This is a genomic window from Verticiella alkaliphila (assembly GCF_018904615.1).
GTDB classification, from domain to species: domain Bacteria; phylum Pseudomonadota; class Gammaproteobacteria; order Burkholderiales; family Burkholderiaceae_B; genus Verticiella; species Verticiella alkaliphila.
Map to the genome: position 1 here is coordinate 1 of NZ_JADCNH010000024.1, position 20,254 is coordinate 20,254.

Below are 20,254 nucleotides of genomic sequence, written 5' to 3' on the forward strand. Positions count from 1 at the left end.
TCGCCGCGCGCGGCGACGGGCGCCACCGTGCCGGCAGCCCGGGCCGTACGGGCGCGATAGGCCGCGAAGTCCGCCATGTGACGTGCATAGAGCCGGCGAGCCTCGGCAGGATCGATGGCGCGTACGGCAGCCGCGTCGGGCACGGCGAGCCGGGCGCCTGCGCGCAGCCGATTCAGATTGCCGTCGATGAACGCCGCCGGATTGGCCTGCAGCAACGCCGCGAGCACCTGATAGAGCGTCGCGTCACCATAGCCGCGCTGCGCGCGCAAACGCTGCGCGATGCGCCCGGCCGTGTCGCCCGAGCGAACGGTCACGCTGTCGCCCGCAGGCGCCGCCACGGGACGAGCCAGCGAGATCGGGCTCACGCCGGGCCGCAAGGCAGGGGGCAGCATGAGGATGAGGCGACGCTGCTGCGTGCCGCGCACGGAATCCAACGTGAGCCGCAGATCGGCCACGGGCAGACGCACCGGCTCGGGCGAGACCAGGATGGCGACCAAGCCGCCGTCGGTGCGTGAGCGCAGGATGGCTTCCACCGCCAATGGCTCGCGTCCGGTCAGCCCGGCATCGGCGGCCTGACCGCCCTGCACCCGCACGACCAGCGTCGTGGCGGACTCGCCCTCGGCCAGGCGCGCGACCGGGATCTCCACCCGTAGCGGCTGGCCCACGCCCGAGAGCGTGCGTGCGCGGCCGAACTCGGCGGCGTGGGTCGTGCCTGTGGCCAGGACGAGCAGCGCTACCGCAACTGCCTGGCTTCCCGGACGCCGACGCCAGCCTGGCGTCATCCGGCCCTGATTGCGCCCTGAAAGCACGAGGACTCCGTATGCGATTGGTTCAAATTGCAACCCAACATAGCACCCGCCGCGACGGGTGACAAGACGCGGATCACGCTTGTTGTTAGGCTTCACGTTTCGCCCTTGCAGGAGTGCCCATGCGCCGGCCCGATCACGCCCCTCTCGATCCTCTGTGGATGCCGTTCACCGCCAACCGCGCCTTCAAGGATGAGCCGCTCCTGCTGGCCTCGGCCGAGGGCATGCATTACCGCACGCCGGACGGCCTCGCTGTGCTGGACGGGACCGCCGGGCTCTGGTGCGTCAATGCCGGGCATGGCCGCACCGCCATCACCCAGGCTGTCACCGAGCAGCTCTCCCGTCTGGATTACGCGCCCGGATTCCAGCTCGGTCACCCGAAAGCCTTCGCCGCCGCGCACGCCGTCGCGCAGATCATGCCGGCCGGCCTGGACCGCATCTTCTTTACGAACTCTGGCTCTGAAGCGGTGGATACCGCGCTCAAGATCGCCCTCGCCTATCACCGCGCCCGCGGCCAAGGGCAACGCACCCGATTCATCGGCCGTGAGCGCGGCTATCACGGCGTGGGATTCGGCGGCATCTCGGTGGGCGGCATCCCGGCCAATCGCGCCGTCTTCACCGGCGCGTTGCTGCCGGCTGCCGATCACCTGCCTCACACCCATGCGCTGGAACACCAAAAGTTTTCCCGCGGCCAACCGGCCTGGGGCGCGCACCTGGCCGATGCCCTGGAGCCCCTCATCACGCTGCATGGCGACACCATCGCTGCGGTCATCGTCGAGCCGGTCGCAGGCTCCGCGGGCGTGCTCGTGCCGCCAGAGGGCTACCTGCAACGCCTGCGCGAGATCACCGAGCGCCACGGCATCCTCCTGATCTTCGACGAGGTGATCACCGGCTTCGGCCGTCTTGGCAAGGCCACGGCCAGCGAACGCTTTGGCGTGACGCCGGACCTCATCACGATGGCCAAAGGCATCAGCAACGGCAGCGTGCCTGCCGGTGCCGTGGCCGTGCGACGCGACATTCACGACACCGTCGTGGACAAGGCCGCCCCGGGGATCGAGTTCTTCCACGGCTACACGTACTCGGGCCATCCGCTGGCTGCAGCGGCCATCCAGGCCACGCTGCGGCTGTATCGCGACGAGGATCTCTTTGCGCGAGCCGCAACGCTCGAATCGAAGTTCGAGGCGGCCGTTCACCGCCTGGCCGATGCGCCTCACGTCCTGGACGTGCGCAATCTCGGACTCATGGCCGGCATCGAACTCACGCCGCGACCAGGCGAGCCTGGGGCGCGCGGCCGCGCGGTCTTTCGTGCCTGCTTCGCCGATGGCGTGCTGGTGCGCGTGACCGGCGACACGATCGCGCTGTCCCCACCTCTCATCGTGAATGCCGGGCAGCTGGAGACGATCGTGCAGACCTTGCGTCGCGCGCTCGACGCCGTGGCGTAGCCGCCACATCGAAACCCCACGGGCGCTACCCAGCGCCACGTGTCCGAGTGTTATAAGAGCGGGGAACAACGACGAACGCAGGCCGCCACGACGGCCTGTCCACCGCCTTGCGAGGAGGAGACGCCTCGTCCCACGCCGCCCCCGTGTCAGCTTGCCGGGCCGGCGTCATGCGCGCGTCATCTGCGGCCTTTACGCTGGATGGTTGTTCTGTACCCGCGCCACGGGCGCGCTTTGGAGGAAACATGCGTAAGCATTGGGGCATTCTGAGTCTGGCCGGCATGATGGCCACCGCACCGGCGTTCGCCGTCACCGACATCCAGTTCTGGCATTCGATGCAGGGCGCCTTGGGCGAGCGTGTCGAGGAACTCGCCAAGGGCTTCAACGAATCCCAGTCGGAGTATCGCGTCCAGCCCGTCTACAAGGGCACCTATGGCGAATCCATGAACGCCGGCATCGCCGCGTTCCGGGCGGGCAATGCCCCGGACATCCTGCAGGTGTTCGAGGTCGGCACCGCCACGATGATGTACGCCAAGGGCGCCGTGCAGCCGATCCAGGAGATGTCCGAGAAGGTCGGCAAGCCGATCAATCCGGACAACTTCATCGGCGCCGTGGCGGGCTACTACGCCTCGCCGGAGGGCAAGCTGGTATCCATGCCCTTCAACAGCTCGACGCCCGTCTTCTACTACAACAAGGACGCCTTCAAGCAGGCAGGCCTGGATCCCGAGAAGCCGCCCAAGACCTGGGCCGAGCTCGCCGAAGCCGGCAAGAAGCTGACGGCAGCAGGCTCAGCCTGCGGCTACACCACCTCCTGGCCGTCCTGGACCCAGCTCGAGACCTTCTCGGCCTGGCATAACGTGCCCTACGCCACGCAAGACAACGGCTTCAAGGGCCTGGATGCGCGCCTTGCGATCGATTCGGATCTGCACGTGCGTCACCTCACCAACCTGGCGCAGATGGCCAAGGACGGCGTCTTCACGTACGGCGGCCGGGGCGACGATCCCAACTCGCTTTTCATGTCGGGCCGCTGCGCCATGATCACCGGCTCCTCCGGCATGCGCGCGAACATCATGCGCACGGCCAAGTTCGAGTTCGGCATCGGCACGCTGCCCTACTACGACGACGTCAAGGGCGCACCGCAGAACACCATCATTGGCGGCGCCTCGCTGTGGGTCTTCGCGAACAAGCCGGAAGCCACCTACCGGGGCATCACGGAGTTCTTCCACTACCTCGCGAGTCCGGAAGTGGCCGCACGCTGGCACCAGCAGACGGGCTACGTGCCTGTCACCACGGCCGCGTACGATCTCACGAAGCAATCCGGCTTCTACGACAAGAACCCCGGCACCGAGATCGCCGTGCAGCAGCTGAACGTGGAAACCACGGCGCAGTCGCGTGGCATCCGCCTGGGCTTCCTGCCGCAGATCCGTGAACTGGAAGACGCCGAGATGGAGCGCATCATCACCGGCAAGGTCGAGCCCAAGGCTGGCCTGGAGAACATCGTCAAGCGCGGCAACGAGCTGCTCACCCGCTTCGAGCAGAGCGCGAAGTAATATTGCACCCCCGGGGCGGCACTCGCCGCCCCGATCGTCCGATATCCCATGGAAAAACGCGTCGTCTTCGGCCACAAGGTCCTGCCGTATCTGTTGCTCGCCCCTCAGGTGGCCGTGACGCTCATCTTCTTTTTCTGGCCCGCAGGCCAGGCGTTGTGGCAATCGATGCGCCTGGAGGATGTCTTCGGACTCTCCTCGCAGTTCGTCGGGCTCGCGAACTTTCGCGACCTCTTCGCCAACGACGATTATCTGCAGTCCTTTCGCGTCACCGCCGTCTTCTCCGTGCTCGTCGCCGGCATCGGCCTGGCCGTGGCGCTGCTGCTGGCGACCATGGCCGATCGCGTGATCAAGGGCGCGTCGGTCTACAAGACACTGCTCATCTGGCCGTATGCCGTGGCCCCTGCGGTGGTCGGCGTGCTGTGGCTCTTTCTCTTCTCGCCCTCCGTCGGCATCCTCGCCGTGTGGATGATGGAGTTCGGCTTTTACTGGAACCCGCGTCTGGACGAGACGCACGCCATGACGCTGGTCGTCATCGCCGCCGTCTGGAAGCAGGTCTCCTACAACTTCATCTTCTTTCTCGCGGGTCTGCAGTCCATCCCGCGCTCGCTGATCGAGGCTGCGGCCATCGACGGCGCCGGCCCCACGCGCCGCTTCTGGACCATCGTCTTTCCGCTGCTCTCGCCCACCACCTTCTTCCTGCTGGTGGTCAACATCATCTACGCCTTCTTCGACACGTTCGCGGTGATCGACACCACCACGCAAGGTGGCCCCGGCACGTCGACCGCCATCCTGGTCTACAAGGTGTACAGCGACGGCTTCCGCGGCCTGAATCTTGGTTCCTCGGCCGCGCAGTCGGTCATTCTCATGCTCATCGTGACGTTGCTCACCGTGATGCAGTTCCGCTATATCGATCGCAAGGTGCAGTACTGATGTCGCTGTCGCACGCCACCGCTCGGGAGTCCGCATGATCGAACGCCGCCCCTGGCTCGACCTGCTCGCGCACGCCATCCTTCTGTTCGGGCTGGTCATCGTGGCCTTCCCGATCTACGTCACGTTCGTCGCCTCCACGCAGACGGCCCAGGAAGTGGCCAACGCGCCGATGTCGCTGCTGCCCGGCCCGCACCTGATCGACAACTACACCCGCGCCCTCACCGGCGAAAGCGGCGCCCCGGTGGCCCGCATGCTCTGGGTGAGCCTGGTGATGGCGGTGGTCATCGCCGTCGGCAAGATCGCCATCTCGCTGCTGTCGGCCTTTGCGGTGGTGTACTTCCGCTTTCCGCTGCGCATGTTCTTCTTCTGGATGATCTTCGTCACGCTGATGCTGCCGGTCGAAGTGCGCATCGCGCCCACCTATCAGGTGGTGGCGGATCTGGGCATGCTTAACAGCTATGCGGGGCTCACGCTGCCGCTGATCGCCTCGGCCACGGCCACCTTCCTCTTCCGGCAGTTCTTCATGACGGTGCCGGACGAGTTGATCGAAGCCGCGCGCATCGATGGCGCGGGCCCCCTGCGCTTCTTTCGCGACGTGCTGCTGCCGCTCTCGCGCACCAGCATCGCCGCGCTCTTCGTGATCCAGTTCATCTACGGCTGGAACCAGTACCTCTGGCCACTGCTCATCACCACCCAGGAGAACATGTACCCGGTGGTGATCGGCATCAAGCGCATGATCGGCGGCGGCGACGCCCTCACCGAGTGGAACATCACCATGGCCACGGCCATGCTGGCGATGCTGCCGCCGGTGCTCGTCGTGGTCTTCATGCAGCGCTGGTTCGTCAAGGGTCTGGTCGATACCGAGAAGTGACCCACCCTTTCCTGTCTCTTTCTATCCCTCTCCCATGGCAACTCTGAGCCTGCGCAACGTCGTCAAGTCCTACCATCGCGGCGCCACTGTCATCCATGGCCTGTCGCTGGACGTGGCCGACGGCGAGTTCATCGTGCTCGTGGGCCCCAGCGGCTGCGGCAAATCCACGCTGCTGCGCATGGTGGCCGGCCTGGAAAGCGTCACGGATGGCGACGTCATGATCGATGACACGCGCGTGAACGGCCTGGAGCCGGCCGAGCGTGACATCGCCATGGTGTTCCAGAACTACGCGCTCTATCCGCACATGACGGTCTTCCAGAACATGGCCTATGGCCTGAAGATCCGTCGTCTCACGAAGGAACAGATCCAGGCGCGCGTGAAAGCCGCGGCGGACATCCTGGAACTCGGCCCGCTCCTCACCCGCCGCCCACGCGAGCTATCGGGCGGTCAACGCCAGCGCGTGGCCATGGGCCGGGCGATCGTACGCGAGCCCAAGGCATTCCTCTTCGACGAGCCGCTGTCCAATCTCGATGCCAAGCTGCGCGTGCAGATGCGCCTGGAGATCCAGCGCCTGCACCAGCGCCTGGGCACGACGAGTCTGTACGTCACGCACGATCAGGTCGAGGCGATGACACTCGCCCAGCGCATGGTGGTGATGAACAAGGGCCACATCGAGCAGGTGGGCACGCCCACCGAAGTGTTCGAGCGCCCGGCCACCACCTTTGTCGCGGGCTTCATCGGTTCGCCGCCCATGAACCTGGTACCGGTGGAAGTCACGGCGGACGGCGCGGTGCGCACGACGGATGGCGTGGCATTGTCGCTGGCGGCAGAAGAGATTCCGGCGCACGTGCGTGGCCGCTCGGTGATCCTGGGGTTGCGTCCGGAGCACACCACGATCGGCAAGCCCGGCCTGCCGGCTACGGTGGAACTGGTGGAAACGCTGGGCTCCGAACAGCTCGTGCACGCGCGCTGCGGCAAGGCCTCGGTGGTGCTGCGCTATGCGACCCGGCTCGCAGCGCAGGGCGTGGTCGGCATGGGCGACACGCTCATGATCGGCACCGACGGGCATCATCCGCTGCACTGGTTCGATACCGATGGGAAGCGGATCTCGGCGTGAGGTCCATTTGAGTTCTTGAGGCGCCGTTGCGGCGGCCCCGTGGGGCGGGCCGGTCGCGCGGCGGGCCTGAACGGCCCGGCTGCCCTTTCGCTCCGGGTGTCGTGACGGGCGGTCGGCGAACTCGGAGGGTGGACAGTCCCCCGGACTGTCCACACCCGCGTCCTCAGACATCGCCGCCCTTGCCTCCCGTCACGACACCCTGCGCTCGGCGCGCTCCAACGGCCCGCCCCACGGGGCCGCCGCAACGGCGCTGAGAGCGTTTCTGGCTCTGGGGTCATTCGGGCGAAGCGATGACACGGCAGCCAGGTCACCGAACGCGTTCTTACGTGTGTCTCGTATGGTCGCAATCTTCTCGCATGCCGCTCCCAACGTTCAAGTCGGCCGACTTGCTGAGGATCAGCTGGATGTCGAGCTTCATTCGGTCTGGCTTGTTCCGGATCCAACCTGAGCCGTTGCGGCCAGGGCCGGGGGGCGGGCCGTCGGAGCGCGCCGAGCGCAAGGCCTCGGGACGGGAGGCAAGGGAGGCGATGTTTGAGGAGGCGGGTGTGGACAGTCCGGGGGACTGTCCACCCTCCGAGTTCGCCGACCGCCCGGCCCGAGGCCTGGAGCGAGAGGGCAGCCGGGCCGTTAAGGCCCGGCCGCGCGACCGGCCCGCCCCCCGGCCCTGGCTGCAACGGCGGCTCAAGAACTCACAGACAGCGTCTTGAAAGAACGCCAGCCGCCCCGAACCCCTATTCCTTCCGGTTCTTCCCCAACCCCAGATAGCTCTCCACCACCCGCGGATTGCCCGCCAGCTCATCTGCAGGCCCCGACAGCACGACTTCGCCGGTTTCCAGCACGTAGCCGTGGTCGGCCACTTGCAATGCCGCGCGGGCGTTCTGCTCGACGAGGAGCGTGGCCACGCCCGTCTCACGCAGGCCGGCGATGATGTGGAAGATCTCGCGCACGATGCGCGGGGCGAGCCCCAGGCTGGGCTCGTCGAGCATCAGGAGGCGCGGCTTGGCCATCAGGGCGCGGCCCACGGCCAGCATCTGGCGCTCGCCGCCGGAGAGCGTACCGGCATGCTGACGGCGGCGCTCCTTCAGACGAGGGAAGAGCGCGAAGACGTTTTCCATCTCGTCGCGCCAGTCCTTTTCGCCGGCGCGGTAGCGGCGAAAGCCTCCAAGGAGAAGGTTGTCCTCCACCGTCATGCTGGCGAAGAGCTCGCGGCGTTCTGGCACGAGGGACATGCCGCCAGCGACGCGGCGCTCGACGGCCCAGTCGCTCACGCGCTCGCCGGCATAGACGACCTCGCCCTGAGCGGAGCCGCTGGTCGGCAGCGAGCCCATGATGGCGTTGAGCAGCGTGGATTTGCCGGCGCCGTTGGCGCCGATCACGGTGACGATCTGGCCGGCGCCGACTTCGAGGACGGCGTCGGTGACGGCGTGGACCTTGCCGTACCGGGCGGACAGCGCGGCGACTTTCAGGATGGGATCAGGCATGGGCGGGCTCCTCGTCGTCGATGCCGCCCAGGTAGGCTTCGAGCACGGCCGGGTTGGCCTGGACCTCGGCGGGCGGGCCTTCGGCGAGCTTGGTGCCGAAATCCATCACCACGAGGTGGTTCGTCAGTTCCATCACGAATTCCATGTCGTGTTCGACGAGCAGGATGCTCATGCCTTCGGCGCGCAATTGCTTGAGCACCTGGCCCAAGGCCTGCTTTTCCTTGTAGCGCAGGCCGGCGGCGGGCTCGTCCAGCAGCAGCAGGACGGGATCGGCGGCCAGGGCGCGAGCGATCTCGACGATGCGTTGCTGGCCCAGTGCCAGATTGCCGGCCTGTTCATAGAGGTAGTCGCCCAGGCCCACGCGCTGGAGCTGGCGGGCGGCTTCGTGCAGCAGCTGCGCTTCGCGCGGGCGGTCGGCATGCAGCGTACCGGCGAGCACGCTCACGTCCGAGCGCAGATGCGCGCCCAGGGCGACGTTCTCGAGCACGGACATGGTCGGGAGCAACTGCACGTGCTGGAAGGTGCGGCCCACGCCGCGCTTGGCGATGTCGCGCGCCTTCAGCGTATCGATGCGCTCGTCCATGAAGCGCACCATGCCCCGGGTCAGCGGCAGCACGCCCGTGATGAGGTTGAAGGTGGTGCTCTTGCCGGCGCCGTTGGGGCCGATGAGGCCGACGATCTCGCCCGCGCGCACGCGAAAGCCGATGTCGTTGACCGCGACGAGACCGCCGAACTCCTTGCGGGCGGCGTCCACATCGAGCACGACCTGACCGGCCTGCGGACGCGGGCGCTGCGGCAGTGCGGGCGCTTCCGGCGGCGGTGGCGCGGCCTTGACACCGCGCGCGCCGCGACGGCGGAACGGGGCCGAGACGATGGGCCAGAGGCCGCCCGGTGCGTACTGCAGGATGACCACGAGCAGCACCCCGAAGACGATCATCTCGAAGTTCGCGGTGGTGTCGAGCAGGCGCGGCAGCCAGTTCTGGATCTGGTCCTTGATGATGAGGACCAGCGACGAGCCGAGCAGCGCGCCCCACACCGAGGCCGCACCGCCCACCACAGCCATGAAGAGGTATTCGATGCCGTAGTTCAGACCGAACGGGCTCGGGCTCACGGCACGCTGCATGTGGGCGTACAGCCAGCCCGACACGCTCGCCAGCATCGCGGCGTAGACGAAGATGATGATCTTGTAGGCTGCCGTGTTCACCCCGAAGGACTCGGCCATGCCTGCCCCGCCCTTCAAGGCGCGGATGGCCCGACCCGGCCGGGAGGCGAGCAGGTTGTGGGTGGCCCACATCGCCAGCAGCACCAGCACCCAGATCAGGTAGTACATGTTGCGCCCGCTCGCCAGCGAGATCCCGAAGACCTCGATGGGACGGATGCCGGCGATGCCGTCGTACTTGCCGAAGGCCTCGATGTTGCCGAAGAGATAGAAAAGGCTCAGGCCCCAGGCGATGGTGCCCAGCGGCAGGTAGTGCCCCGACAGGCGCAGCGTGATGGCGCCCAGGATCCATGCGATGAGCCCCGTGAAGAAGAGCCCCACGAAGAGCGTCGCCCAGGGCGACCAGCCCGCCGCCGTGGTGAAGTAGGCCGTCGCGTAGGCACCCACGCCCACGAAGGCGGCCTGGCCGAAGGAGGTGAGCCCGGCCACGCCGGTGAGCACCACCAGGCCGATCACCACGAGCGTGGCAAGACCGATGTAGTTGATCTGCGTGATCCAGAACTCGGGCGTGGCCGCGAGCTGGGGCAGGATCGCCAGGATGGCGATGAAGCCGATGAGGATGAGGCGGTTCATGCGTTCACTCCTCGTCGTCGATGTGATGGCTGGTGAGCGAGCGCCACAGCAGCACCGGGATGATGAGCGTGAACACGATGACTTCCTTGTACGCGCTGGCGAAGAACGAGCCGAAGGACTCCAGGATGCCCACGAGCAGCGCACCGAGAGCGGCGATGGGGTAGCTCACGAGGCCACCGATGATCGCGCCCACAAAGCCCTTGAGACCGATCAGGAACCCGGTGTCGTAGTAGATGGTGGTGACCGGCGCGATGAGCATGCCGGACACCGCACCGATGAAGGCGGCCACCGTGAAGGTGAGGCTGCCGGACATGTTGGTGCTGATGCCCACCAGGCGCGCGCCGCGACGGTTGACCGCCGTGGCCCGCAGGGCGCGGCCATACAGCGTCTTCTCGAAGACGAGGAACAGCAGCAGGATGAACAAGGCTGCCGTACCCACCACGAAGAGGCTTTGCGCCGACACCATCGTGAAGCCCAGGTCGATGTTGCCCGACACGAACGCCGGCGTGCGCCAGCCCTCGGCCCCGAAGAACACGAGCGCCAGACCCATGAGCGCGAAGTGCACGGCCACCGAGATGATGAGCAGGACGAGCGGCGTGGCTTCGGCGAGCGGCTGGTAGGCGATGCGGTACAGCATCGGGCCCAGGGGCACCACGAGCAGCAGCGTCAACACCACGTCGGCGATGAGCGGCAGCTTCATCGGCGTGACGGTGGTGGTGAGCCAGAGCATGGCGAGCGGGAACACGATGCACAGCGCGAGCGTCTTGGGCAGGCCCGAGAAGCGACGCTGTCGGAACGCCGTGAAGAGTTCCATCGCGAGCACGATGACGCCTGCGATGACCAGCAGCCACGCGGTGCCCGGCACGATGCCGTTGACCAGCATGGCCAGCGTGAGCGCACCGAAGGCGACGAATTCGCCCTGCGGAATGAAGATGACGCGGGTGACCGCGAAGACCAGGACGAGCGCCATGCTAAGCAGCGCGTAGATCGCGCCGTTCACGATGCCGTCCTGGGTGAGGATCAATGCGATGGTCGAGTCCATTCTCCTGCCTTATCCATACGCTTATTTACCAGTATTAACTATTACGCAGAGTGAATCGAGCTAGCGTTTTCCCCAGGTGACGTGGGGAGGAACGTGCCCTCTGCGGCGCGCTCGCCTCGGGAAGAAAAAAGCCGCGACGAGGTCGCGGCCTTCCTTTCCGCAGCACGAGGCGCGCTGCACCTGCTCACGGTCGGCAGATCAGGGCAGATAGACCCACTTGCCGTCCTTGATCTGCACCATCACGCGGGCGCGCTCGTCCAGGCCGGCGTGATCACTCGCCGACATCGTGAAGACGCCGTGCGTGGCGGGCACTTCCTTCACGGTTTCGAGCGCATCGCGCAGGGCCTTGCGGAATTCCGGCGTGCCGGGCTTGGCACCGCCCTTGAGCGCCTCGGGCAGCGCGGCCGACAACAGCAGGCCGGCGTCCCACATGTGCGCGCCGAACGTCGACACCGAGCCCGCGCCGTGCGCAGCCTCGTACTTCTGGATGTAGTCCAGGCTGGGCTTCTTGGCGGGATGGTCGTCCGGCAGCTGGGTGGCCACCAGCACGGGGCCGGCGGGCAGCTTGGTGCCCTCGCCATCGGCGCCCACCACACGCAGGAAGTCGTTGTTGGCCACACCATGGGTCTGGTAGATGCCGCCCTTGAAGCCGCGGCTGCGCAGCTCACGCTGGGGCAGCGCCGCCGGCGTGCCGGCACCGGCCACGAGCACGGCATCCGGGCGCGCCGCGACGAGCTTGAGCACCTGTCCCGTCACGGACGTATCCGGGCGGGCGTAGCTTTCGGTCGCCACGATCTCGATGCCCTGCTTCTTGGCCGCGGCACTGAATTCTTCCAGCCAGCCCTGGCCGTAGGCGTCGGCAAAGCCGATGAAGCCCACGGTCTTGACCTTGTCCTTGACCATGGTCTCGACCAGCGCCGAGGCCATCAGCGAATCGTTCTGCGGGGTCTTGAACACCCAGGTGCGATTGCCTTCCACGGGCTGGACGAGACGCGCGTTGGCGGCCACCGTGATCATCGGCACCTTCTCGTCGCCAGCCACATCGATCATGGCGAGCGAGCCCGGCGTGGCCGAGGTGCCGAACACGATGTCGACCTTGTCTTCCGTCACCAGCTTGCGCATGTTGCGCACGGCCTGGGTGGTGTCAGTGGCGTCATCCAGAACGATGTACTGCACCTTCTGCCCGGCGATCTCGGTGGGCAGCATGGCGGCCGTGTTGCGTTCCGGGATCCCGAGCGAGGCAGCGGGCCCCGTGCTGGACACGGTGACGCCGACCTTGATCTGGGCATGGGCCAGGGAAGCGCCCATCAGGGCTGCCGCGAGCACAGCCAGACGAAACGTGGAAGTGGCTTGCATGAGTGTCTCCTCAAACAACGTTGTATACGGTTACAGCCCGGGACTATACCTGAGAGAAAACCCGATGACTGCAGCAGATTGGCGACAGAATGGCAGGGAGCACAACGTCCTGCGTGTTGCGTTGCCCGGCCGCGCGCGAATTGCACGCAACGCCTGCGATCACCGGGAATCCTCAGCGTTGTCCGTTTCGTCGAGCCGACGCCAGGGCATGAGGGGCGCAGACAAATCTTCGAGGAAGGGATCGACCCACCAGGCCTCGAGCGCCAGGCGGCGCTCATCGGGATCGAGACACAGGCGCTCGCCGTCGAACCCTTCCAGGCCGGCGTTGGCCCAGTGGAGGTATGCGGGCTGGTGCAGGTCCACAGCGTACGTGTGCCCGTTCACCAGGGTGAGGGCGCAATAACGCCGGGATCGCGACACCGCGAAGCGGTTGACCTGCGCGAGTTCGACGTCGAGGCTGGCCTGGCCGAGGATCACAAGCGCCGCGCGCAACGCCCTGACGTCCGCCTCCGAGGTCCCGGATTGAAAACGCGCCGCTGCGGCTCGCACCGAGCGGCGCTCGGCCCGGCGCGAGAGCCAGGCCTTCAGCACGGACGGACGCGCGCAGCGCGCCTGCCGGCACACCGCATCAGGGTGCCTCGTGCAGCGCGCGGATGCGCGCCTCGAGCGGGGGGTGCGACGAGAACATGGCACTGATGGCGCCCTTGCCCGAGATACCCAGCGCCTGCATGCTCTTGGGCAACTCGCCGCTCTGCAGCGAACCCAGGCGCATCAAGGCACGGATCATGGGCTCGCGACCGCCCAGCAGGTGTGCGGAGCCGGCATCTGCCCGGTACTCGCGGCGGCGCGAGAAAGCGGCCACGATGATGGTGGCCAGCACACCAAAGATGACCTCACAGACAAGAACGGTGAGGTAATACCCCATGCCGATGCCCCGCTCGTTCTTGAAGACGAGGCGATCGATGGCATAGCCCACCACGCGGGCGAGGAAGATCACGAAGGTGTTCACCACGCCCTGGATGAGGGTCAGCGTGATCATGTCGCCATTGGCGACGTGTGCAACTTCATGCCCCAGGACCGCGGCGATCTCTTCCTCGGTCATGCTCTCGAGCAGCCCGGTGGAGACGGCCACCAGCGCGTCGTTGCGAAATGCGCCCGTGGCGAACGCGTTGGGCGCACCCTCGTAGATGCCGACTTCCGGCATGCCGATGCCCGCGCGCTTGGCGAGCTGATGCACGGTTTCCACCAGCCACGCTTCGCGGGCATTGGCAGGCGCCTGCGGATCGATGATGCGGGTGCCCGTGCTGTACTTCGCCATGGGCTTGCTGATCAGGAGCGAGATGATCGCACCGCCAAAGCCGATGACCAGCGAGAAGATCAGCAAGGCGTTGAAGTTGATGCCCTGCTGCGTGATGATGCGGTCGACCCCCAGGATGCGCAGCGTGGCGCTGAGCACCAGTACCACCGCCAGGTTGGTCAAGAGAAAAAGCGCGATGCGTTTCATGCCGGCGTTGCCCTCGGTCAGGAAAATACGGCGGCGATATTACCTGACTCGCCGCCGTTCCTGACGTCTGACTGCGGTCGAGCCACTAAGTTTCGCGCTGACGGCCCAGTGGCACGGCCGTGCCGACCAGGGCATGCAGGAGGTCATCGAGGGTGACCGGCTTGTCGATGTACGCCTGAAACCCGGCGCGCAATGCCCGTTCGATGCCGGCCCGATCGCCGAAGCCGGACAGCGCAAAGGCTGGCGTCGCCTGGGTGCTCGGCCGCGCCCGCAACTGGGCGATGAGCTCGTAGCCATCCATTCCCGGCATGCCGATATCGGACAGGATGAGGTCGAATGCCTCGCGTTCGGTCAGCGCAAGGGCCGCGGCCCCACCACTGGCCACCTGGACACGTGCACCTTCGATCTCCAGCAGCAGCCGGAATGCCTCCAGCGTCTCGGGGCTGTCGTCCACCAACAGGACGCGCATGCCACGCAAGGCGTCCGGCGGCGGGCGGCGCCCGGCGTCATCCGCGGCGGCACGCCCGGGTGCCATCGGCAGCCACACCCCTGACCGCCCCTGTGGGCCGATATCCCAGCGGGCAAGGCCGCGTTCGCGATTGTCCCGCCACACATCACAACTTGGCAGGACGCCACGGCCCGGCCACGCGACGGCGGCACGACCACCGGGCGGGCCAGCGGTGTTAAGAAGGAGTGTCATTTCTAGCCACGTGAGAAGTTTTGGGGTCATTGCCAGAGCACCGTGCCCTGGGACGACCATCATCAAGCATTGCCGAAGCAAATTCCGCGCCCATTTCAGCGTTGGCGGTGGAATCCGTGGGCGGGCCCACGATTTGCTGTGGCCCCCCGCACCTGTCGCCCAGCCCTGCCCAGGGATGCCACGCGCGACGCCACTGGAGCTTCCTATGCACGTCACGCTCGATATGCCCGCCGCAGCACCCCGTTATTACCAGACCTTCCATCCCGACACGCATAGCGTGCGTGATGAGCTCGAAGGCGGCCTGTGTCGTCGTGACGCCAGCATTGCGCCCAAGTTTCTGTACGATGCCCTGGGTTCCTGCCTTTTTGGGGCCATCACCCAGGTCCCCGAGTACTACCCCACGCGCACCGAACAGCAGATCATGGCCCGCTATGCGGATGAGATCGCGCAGCGCACATCCCAGGCGCGCGTGCTGGTGGACCTGGGCGCTGGCGACTGTGTGAAGGCTGAACGGCTCTTTGGCCGTCTGCGCCCGCGCCAGTACGTGCCCGTGGACATCTCGACCGAGTACCTGCGCGGCGCGGTCGCTCGCCTGCACACTGCCTACCCCGACCTCGACATCGTGGCGCTGGGGCAGGATTTCTCCCAGACGCTGGCTCTGCCGGACGACGTCGGCACCGAGGGCCGACTCTTCTTCTACCCCGGCTCGAGCATTGGCAACTGGGCCCCAGAACAGGCGCTTGCCATGCTCGCGCGCATCCGCGCGGCATGCATGGATGACGGTAGCGGATTGCTGATCGGCGTGGACCGGGTAAAGAGCCCAGACGTGCTCGTGCCTGCCTACGACGATGCACTGCAGGTGACGGCCGCCTTCAACCGCAACCTGCTCCTGCACGTGAACCGTCTGCTGCGCACTGACTTCGCACTGGACGACTGGCGCCACCTTGCCTGCTTCAACGCCGAAGCCTCGCGCATGGAAATGCACCTGGTCGCCACGCGCGCCGTGACGGTCAACTGGCCGGGGCGCTGCCGGATCTTCGCGTCAGGAGAGAGCATCCACACGGAATGCTCTTATAAGTACCAGCCTCAGGATTTCGCCGCCCTGCTCGACGCCGCCGGTTTCTCGGACGTGGCGCACTGGACGGATCCGGAGGGCTGGTTTTCCGTCTTCCATGCCCGCGCCTGACCCTGCAGGCTCGCGACTCCTTCAAGGCAAGCGCACCATGAATGCAACCACCGGCCGCGCCGAGGACCTGAGCGAGGTCTCCTCCGGCCATGCCCACGAGCGCTACCTCCAGGTGCGCGCCACCACGCAGGGGCTGGCCGAGCCACTCAGCGCCGAGGATTGCCAGGCGCAGTCGATGCCCGACGCAAGCCCCGTCAAATGGCATCTCGCCCATTCCACGTGGTTCTTCGAAACCTTCATGCTGGAACGCTTCGAGCCGGAATTCACGCCGTTCGACGCCAGTTTCCGCATGCTCTTCAATTCCTACTACAACAGTGTGGGCGAGAAGCACCCTCGTCCTCACCGTGGTCTGCTCACCCGGCCCTCGCTGGACCGGGTGCTCGCCTACCGCGCCCACGTCGATGAGCGCATGCGGGCCGTGATCGACCGCCACGCCGGGCGCGACTCGGCCTTCGACGCGCTGCTTGCCCTGGGGCTGAACCACGAACAGCAACATCAGGAGCTCATCCTGATGGACGTGAAACACCTTCTCTGGTGCAATCCGCTGCGCCCGGCCTACCGGCGCGCTGCCGTCACGAGCGTGACGCCCACGCTGCCGACGGCCTGGGTGCACCTGGAAGGTGGCGTGGTCGACATCGGCCACGCGGGCGAGGCGTTCGGCTTCGACAACGAGACGCCTCGGCACAAGGTGCTGCTGCGCCCGTTCGAGCTCGCCAATCGGCCGGTCACCCAGGGCGAGTACCTGGCCTTCATCGAGGACGGCGGCTACGAGCGTCCGGAGTTCTGGCTTTCCCTGGGCTGGGAGGCTGTCTGTGACGGTGGCTGGCGCGCCCCCTGTACTGGGAGCGGCTGGACGACGAGTGGCACGTCTTCACCCTGGCGGGCCGCATGCCGCTGTCGCAGGACTTGCCGGTCTGCCATCTCAGCTACTTTGAGGCTGATGCCTTTGCGCGGTGGAGCGGTGCGCGTCTGCCCACAGAAGCCGAATGGGAGTATGCCGCCCAGTGCGCCGAGCCCACCCAGGCGAGTGCCAATACGCTGGATGCCGGCACGCTCATGCCGCAGCCCGCCCGCACGCCACACGCGGGATGCGCGTTCAGCCAGTTGCTGGGCGATGTCTGGGAGTGGACGTCGAGCAGCTACGCCCCCTACCCGGGCTTTGCACCGCCGCCTGGCGCCGTCGGTGAGTACAACGGCAAGTTCATGTGCAACCAGTACGTGCTGCGAGGCGGCTCCTTCGCCACGCCGGCCTCGCATCTGCGGCCAACGTACCGCAATTTCTTTCCGCCGGGCACCCAGTGGCAGTTCGCCGGCGTGCGTCTGGCACGTGACCTCGCTGGCTGACGCCGACGATTCGCGGACGTGACGAGGGGGCCCTGCCAGGCCCCCTCGTCACGTCGATCGTCGCCGTGGGCGGCCTACCCTCAGGCCGGACGCCCGGCCTGGCCCGCCGCAGGGGCGCGCTTGGCCGTCATCTCGGTGATCGCATAGATGACGGCGGCGAGCGCCAGCGGCGCGAGATAGTGCACGGCGCGAAACGCCACGAGGCTGGCCAGCAGCGGCCCCTGCCCCACGCTCGAGCCCAGCAGCGCCAGGAACACCGCCTCAGTCACGCCCAACCCTGCCGGGACATGGGTGATGACGACGGCGATGGCCGAGAGCAGGAACGCGCCCAGCACGATCGAATAGGCTGCGGATCCTTCGGGCAACAGCACATAGATGACCGCTGCCACAGTCATCCAGTGCACGATGGACAGGCCGGCTTGCAGCAGCGCGAAGCGAAACGACGGCAGCACCAGGGTGTGCCCGCGGATCACCCATTCGCGACGCCGGGCAAAGAGCGTGGCGCCCAGATAGAGCAGGAAGATCCCGAAGAGCACGGCGCCCGCCGCGCGCAACACCCAATCAGCGGCCCAGCTCTCCGGCAGCTGCAGAAAGCCTGACAGCAGGACGGCACCCGAGAGCCCCATGTAGCCGAGCCAATTGGTGAAGACCGAGATGGCAACCACGCGCGTGATCGTTCCTGTCGAGAGGCCGAGCCGCGAGTACAGCCGAAAGCGGAAGGCCATGCCACCAATGATGGCGCCGAAGTTCAGGTTGAACGCGTAGCTCACGAACGTCACGCCGGCGACGCGCACCGCCGGTAGATCATGTCGGGTGTAGGCCTTCCCGAGCAGATCGAAGGTGACGTAGAGCGTGTAGCTCAGGGCTGCCAGCAGCCCCGCCGGAATGAGTGCGGCGGGCTGGAACTCGCGCAGTGCCTGCCCGACCTCGGCCCAGTCCACCTCGGTGGCCTGCCAGACGAGCAGGCCGACCACGAAGAGAAAGAAGAGGATCGCGACAGGCCGGCGCAAACGCGGCCAGGCCGTTTGCAGGCGGTACATCAGACCAGGGGCGGCAGCCATGTCGGCACTCCGGAAGATACGGTGATGGGGAGGGGCGACCTCAGACGGCGCCCTGCTCGCTCTCGTCAGTCAAGGTCTGCGCGCCGTCCACACGGCGATGCCCGGGCAGAAGGCTGGGCTTGTGCGCAGGCAGCCAGCCCGCCCACGCCGGAAAGCGCCGCAGGAAATGGAACATCAACCAGCCCAGACCCAGCCGCCAATACCGCAGCACGGGCGTGCCGCTCGGCCGTGCCAACTGGCAGTGGTTGTGCATGAGCCCGGTGAGATTGCTGCGCAACTCACGATTGAACGCACGATCCCGAATCATGACGTTGGCTTCGAGATTGAGCGACAGGCTGAGCGGGTCCAGATTGCTGGAGCCCACCGTGGCCCACTCGTCGTCCACGATCGCGACCTTGCCGTGCAGTGGCCGTTGGCAATACTCATGGATCTCGACGCCCGCCTTGATGAGGTAGTCGTACAGCACCATGCTGGTCGCCCTCACCCATGGCATGTCGGGTTGCCCCTGCAGGATAAGCTGCACGTGCACGCCGCGGCGGGCGGCCTTGGCCAGATCGCGCAGCAGCCGGTAACCTGGCAGGAAGTAGGCGTTGGCGATGATGATTTCGCGACGCGCCAGGCGAATCGCCATGCGGTAGCTGCGTTCGATATCCGTGCGATGGCGGTCGTTGTCGCGCAGCACCAGGGCCATGGACACGCCGCCCGTTTGGGAGATCGGTGCGCCTGCGGCCAATGGCGCTGCACGGCGAGGCCAGCGAAAGCGCTTGCGCGCAGGCGCAAGCGTCTGCCGCAGAGCCATGTGCATGTCGCCGACGATGGGCCCTGTCACCCGAACGGCATAGTCCTGCTTCGCCTCGGGGCCGTAATCCCCCAGGTGATCGGCGCAGAAGTTCAATCCCCCGATGAAGCCCACCGTGCGGTCGATGACGATGAGCTTGCGATGCATGCGACGGAAGAGATTCGTGCGCATGCCGAAGGCGCGCGGGCGCGGATCGAACACGAGCAGGGTGATCCCCACCGCGCGCAACTCGGCCAGAAAGCTCTCGGAGAAAGCCGGCGAACCGTAGTCGTCCACGGTGAGCGTGATGCGCACGCCACGCGCCGCCGCCTGCACGAGCGCATCCTTCAAGGCGATGCCCACCTTGTCCTCGGCGAGGATGAAAGTCTCGAGCAGGATCTCTTCGCGGGCTTGCGCCACGGCCTCCTGCACGGCGGGATAGAACTCCTCGCCGTTCTCGAGCAACTGGATGGTGTTGCCCTGGGTCCAGTGGATGTTCATAGCGTAATCCTTGCTACCAGCGGCGCATGGTCCGACAGGTGCGACCAGGGCCGCCCGGTCAGCACGCGCGCGGCGTCGACAAGCACGTTTCGGGTGTAGATACGATCCAGGCGCAACAACGGGCACCGCGCAGGGAAGGTGCGCGGTGCCCGTTGTTCGCCCTGGAGAAAGGCGTTGCGCACGTTCGCGCCGCGCCCCAGGATGTCGTCGGCGCGCTCGCGCCAGTCGTTGAAGTCGCCAGCGATGAGCAGCGGCGCGTCTTCGGGTACTTCGTCGGCGATCATCCGGCACATGAGCTCGAGCTGCTGCGCGCGATGCGATTCGCGCAGCCCCAGATGGCAGCAGATCACGTGCAACGGCTGCGAGCGACCGGGAATATCCAGTACGCAGTGCAGCAGCCCGCGCTTCTCGGGCGGGCCGATGGAGACGTCGCGGTTCTCGTGGTGCAGGATGGGAAACTTCGTGAGCACGGCATTGCCATGATCGCCGTGCGGATACACGGCGTTCTGGCCATACGCGAACTGTGGCCAGATGGTGTCGGCGAGGAACTCGTACTGCGGGTGATCGGGCCAATTCGCGAATCGTGCGGAATGGCGCTCGTGGCTGCCCAGCACTTCCTGCAGGAAGACGACGTCGGCGCCAATCTCGCGCACGGCCGCCCGCAGCTCATGCAGGATGAATCGACGATTGAAGAAGGTGAAGCCTTTGTGCGCGTTCAAGGTGATGATCTGGAGCGTCGTCCGGTCTTCCTGGGCGCGAGGTTGGGCAGCACTAGTCATGCAACACCGAGAGCAAA

17 protein-coding genes and 1 pseudogene are annotated in these 20,254 nt (G+C 66.6%); 7 read left to right on the plus strand and 11 right to left on the minus strand.

Annotated features, from left to right (window positions below):
• Positions 1–809 (minus strand): type IV pilus assembly protein FimV (locus tag IMZ29_RS23340; protein ID WP_371820295.1); only part of this gene is annotated, 809 nt, incomplete at its 3' end.
• A gap of 119 nt (positions 810–928) precedes the next feature.
• Here IMZ29_RS23340 and aptA point away from each other — a divergent pair.
• From aptA to IMZ29_RS15080, 5 genes are all read left to right on the plus strand, one after another.
• Positions 929–2,248, plus strand: coding sequence for an omega-aminotransferase AptA (gene aptA, locus IMZ29_RS15060; protein WP_371820296.1), 1,320 nt, complete (start codon positions 929–931; stop codon positions 2,246–2,248).
• A gap of 242 nt (positions 2,249–2,490) precedes the next feature.
• On the plus strand, positions 2,491–3,795 hold the full coding sequence (ugpB, locus tag IMZ29_RS15065; protein ID WP_216185574.1) for a sn-glycerol-3-phosphate ABC transporter substrate-binding protein UgpB: 1,305 nt from the start codon (positions 2,491–2,493) through the stop codon (positions 3,793–3,795).
• Between the two features lie 48 nt (positions 3,796–3,843).
• Complete coding sequence (gene ugpA, locus IMZ29_RS15070) at positions 3,844–4,725, plus strand: sn-glycerol-3-phosphate ABC transporter permease UgpA (RefSeq protein WP_216185577.1); 882 nt, start codon at positions 3,844–3,846, stop codon at positions 4,723–4,725.
• 34 nt (positions 4,726–4,759) lie between these two features.
• Positions 4,760–5,596 (plus strand): sn-glycerol-3-phosphate ABC transporter permease UgpE, encoded by an 837-nt coding sequence (gene ugpE, locus IMZ29_RS15075; RefSeq protein ID WP_216185579.1) that lies wholly within the window; start codon positions 4,760–4,762, stop codon positions 5,594–5,596.
• 34 nt (positions 5,597–5,630) lie between these two features.
• Positions 5,631–6,713: a sn-glycerol-3-phosphate import ATP-binding protein UgpC gene (locus tag IMZ29_RS15080; protein WP_216185581.1), complete on the plus strand. Its 1,083-nt coding sequence runs from the start codon at positions 5,631–5,633 to the stop codon at positions 6,711–6,713.
• Positions 6,714–7,444: 731 nt separating this feature from the next.
• On the opposite strand, the gene IMZ29_RS15085 is transcribed toward IMZ29_RS15080, so the two are convergent.
• From IMZ29_RS15085 to IMZ29_RS15115, 7 genes are all read right to left on the minus strand, one after another.
• Positions 7,445–8,194 carry an ABC transporter ATP-binding protein gene (locus tag IMZ29_RS15085; protein WP_216185583.1) on the minus strand — a complete coding sequence of 250 codons (750 nt, stop codon included), beginning with the start codon at positions 8,192–8,194 and terminating at the stop codon, positions 7,445–7,447.
• Entirely contained in the window at positions 8,187–9,986 is a 1,800-nt protein-coding gene (locus IMZ29_RS15090) for a branched-chain amino acid ABC transporter ATP-binding protein/permease (RefSeq protein WP_216185585.1), read from the minus strand. Before IMZ29_RS15090 ends, IMZ29_RS15085 begins: the two co-directional genes overlap by 8 nt.
• 4 nt (positions 9,987–9,990) lie before the next feature.
• A complete protein-coding gene (locus IMZ29_RS15095) occupies positions 9,991–11,028 on the minus strand; it encodes a branched-chain amino acid ABC transporter permease (protein ID WP_216185587.1) in 1,038 nt (345 codons plus the stop codon).
• A gap of 198 nt (positions 11,029–11,226) precedes the next feature.
• The gene (locus IMZ29_RS15100) at positions 11,227–12,384 is read right to left on the minus strand and encodes an ABC transporter substrate-binding protein (protein ID WP_216185589.1); all 1,158 of its coding nucleotides are present in this window, start codon (positions 12,382–12,384) and stop codon (positions 11,227–11,229) included.
• 159 nt (positions 12,385–12,543) lie between these two features.
• Positions 12,544–12,975 carry a hypothetical protein gene (locus tag IMZ29_RS15105; protein WP_216185591.1) on the minus strand — a complete coding sequence of 144 codons (432 nt, stop codon included), beginning with the start codon at positions 12,973–12,975 and terminating at the stop codon, positions 12,544–12,546.
• Positions 12,976–13,012: 37 nt separating this feature from the next.
• Entirely contained in the window at positions 13,013–13,888 is an 876-nt protein-coding gene (gene htpX / locus IMZ29_RS15110; RefSeq protein ID WP_216185593.1) for a protease HtpX, read from the minus strand.
• Between the two features lie 85 nt (positions 13,889–13,973).
• Complete coding sequence (locus IMZ29_RS15115) at positions 13,974–14,423, minus strand: response regulator (RefSeq protein WP_216185595.1); 450 nt, start codon at positions 14,421–14,423, stop codon at positions 13,974–13,976.
• 370 nt (positions 14,424–14,793) lie between these two features.
• On the opposite strand from IMZ29_RS15115, the gene egtD reads away from it, so the two are divergent.
• Both egtD and egtB read left to right on the plus strand, forming a co-directional pair.
• Positions 14,794–15,774, plus strand: coding sequence for an L-histidine N(alpha)-methyltransferase (egtD, locus tag IMZ29_RS15120; RefSeq protein ID WP_216185597.1), 981 nt, complete (start codon positions 14,794–14,796; stop codon positions 15,772–15,774).
• Between the two features lie 37 nt (positions 15,775–15,811).
• Positions 15,812–17,118 (plus strand): annotated as a pseudogene (gene egtB / locus IMZ29_RS15125) (ergothioneine biosynthesis protein EgtB).
• 80 nt (positions 17,119–17,198) lie between these two features.
• Here egtB and IMZ29_RS15130 read toward each other — a convergent pair.
• Genes IMZ29_RS15130 through IMZ29_RS15140 form a run of 3 tightly spaced genes read right to left on the minus strand, consistent with a single transcriptional unit; the run spans position 17,199 to position 20,237 of the window.
• A complete protein-coding gene (locus IMZ29_RS15130) occupies positions 17,199–18,179 on the minus strand; it encodes a lysylphosphatidylglycerol synthase domain-containing protein (RefSeq protein ID WP_253207157.1) in 981 nt (326 codons plus the stop codon).
• 40 nt (positions 18,180–18,219) lie between these two features.
• Positions 18,220–19,458 carry a cardiolipin synthase ClsB gene (gene clsB, locus IMZ29_RS15135; RefSeq protein ID WP_216185599.1) on the minus strand — a complete coding sequence of 413 codons (1,239 nt, stop codon included), beginning with the start codon at positions 19,456–19,458 and terminating at the stop codon, positions 18,220–18,222.
• The gene (locus IMZ29_RS15140) at positions 19,455–20,237 is read right to left on the minus strand and encodes an endonuclease/exonuclease/phosphatase family protein (protein WP_216185601.1); all 783 of its coding nucleotides are present in this window, start codon (positions 20,235–20,237) and stop codon (positions 19,455–19,457) included. The genes clsB and IMZ29_RS15140 overlap by 4 nt, the downstream gene beginning before the upstream one ends.
• Positions 20,238–20,254 lie beyond the last annotated feature (17 nt).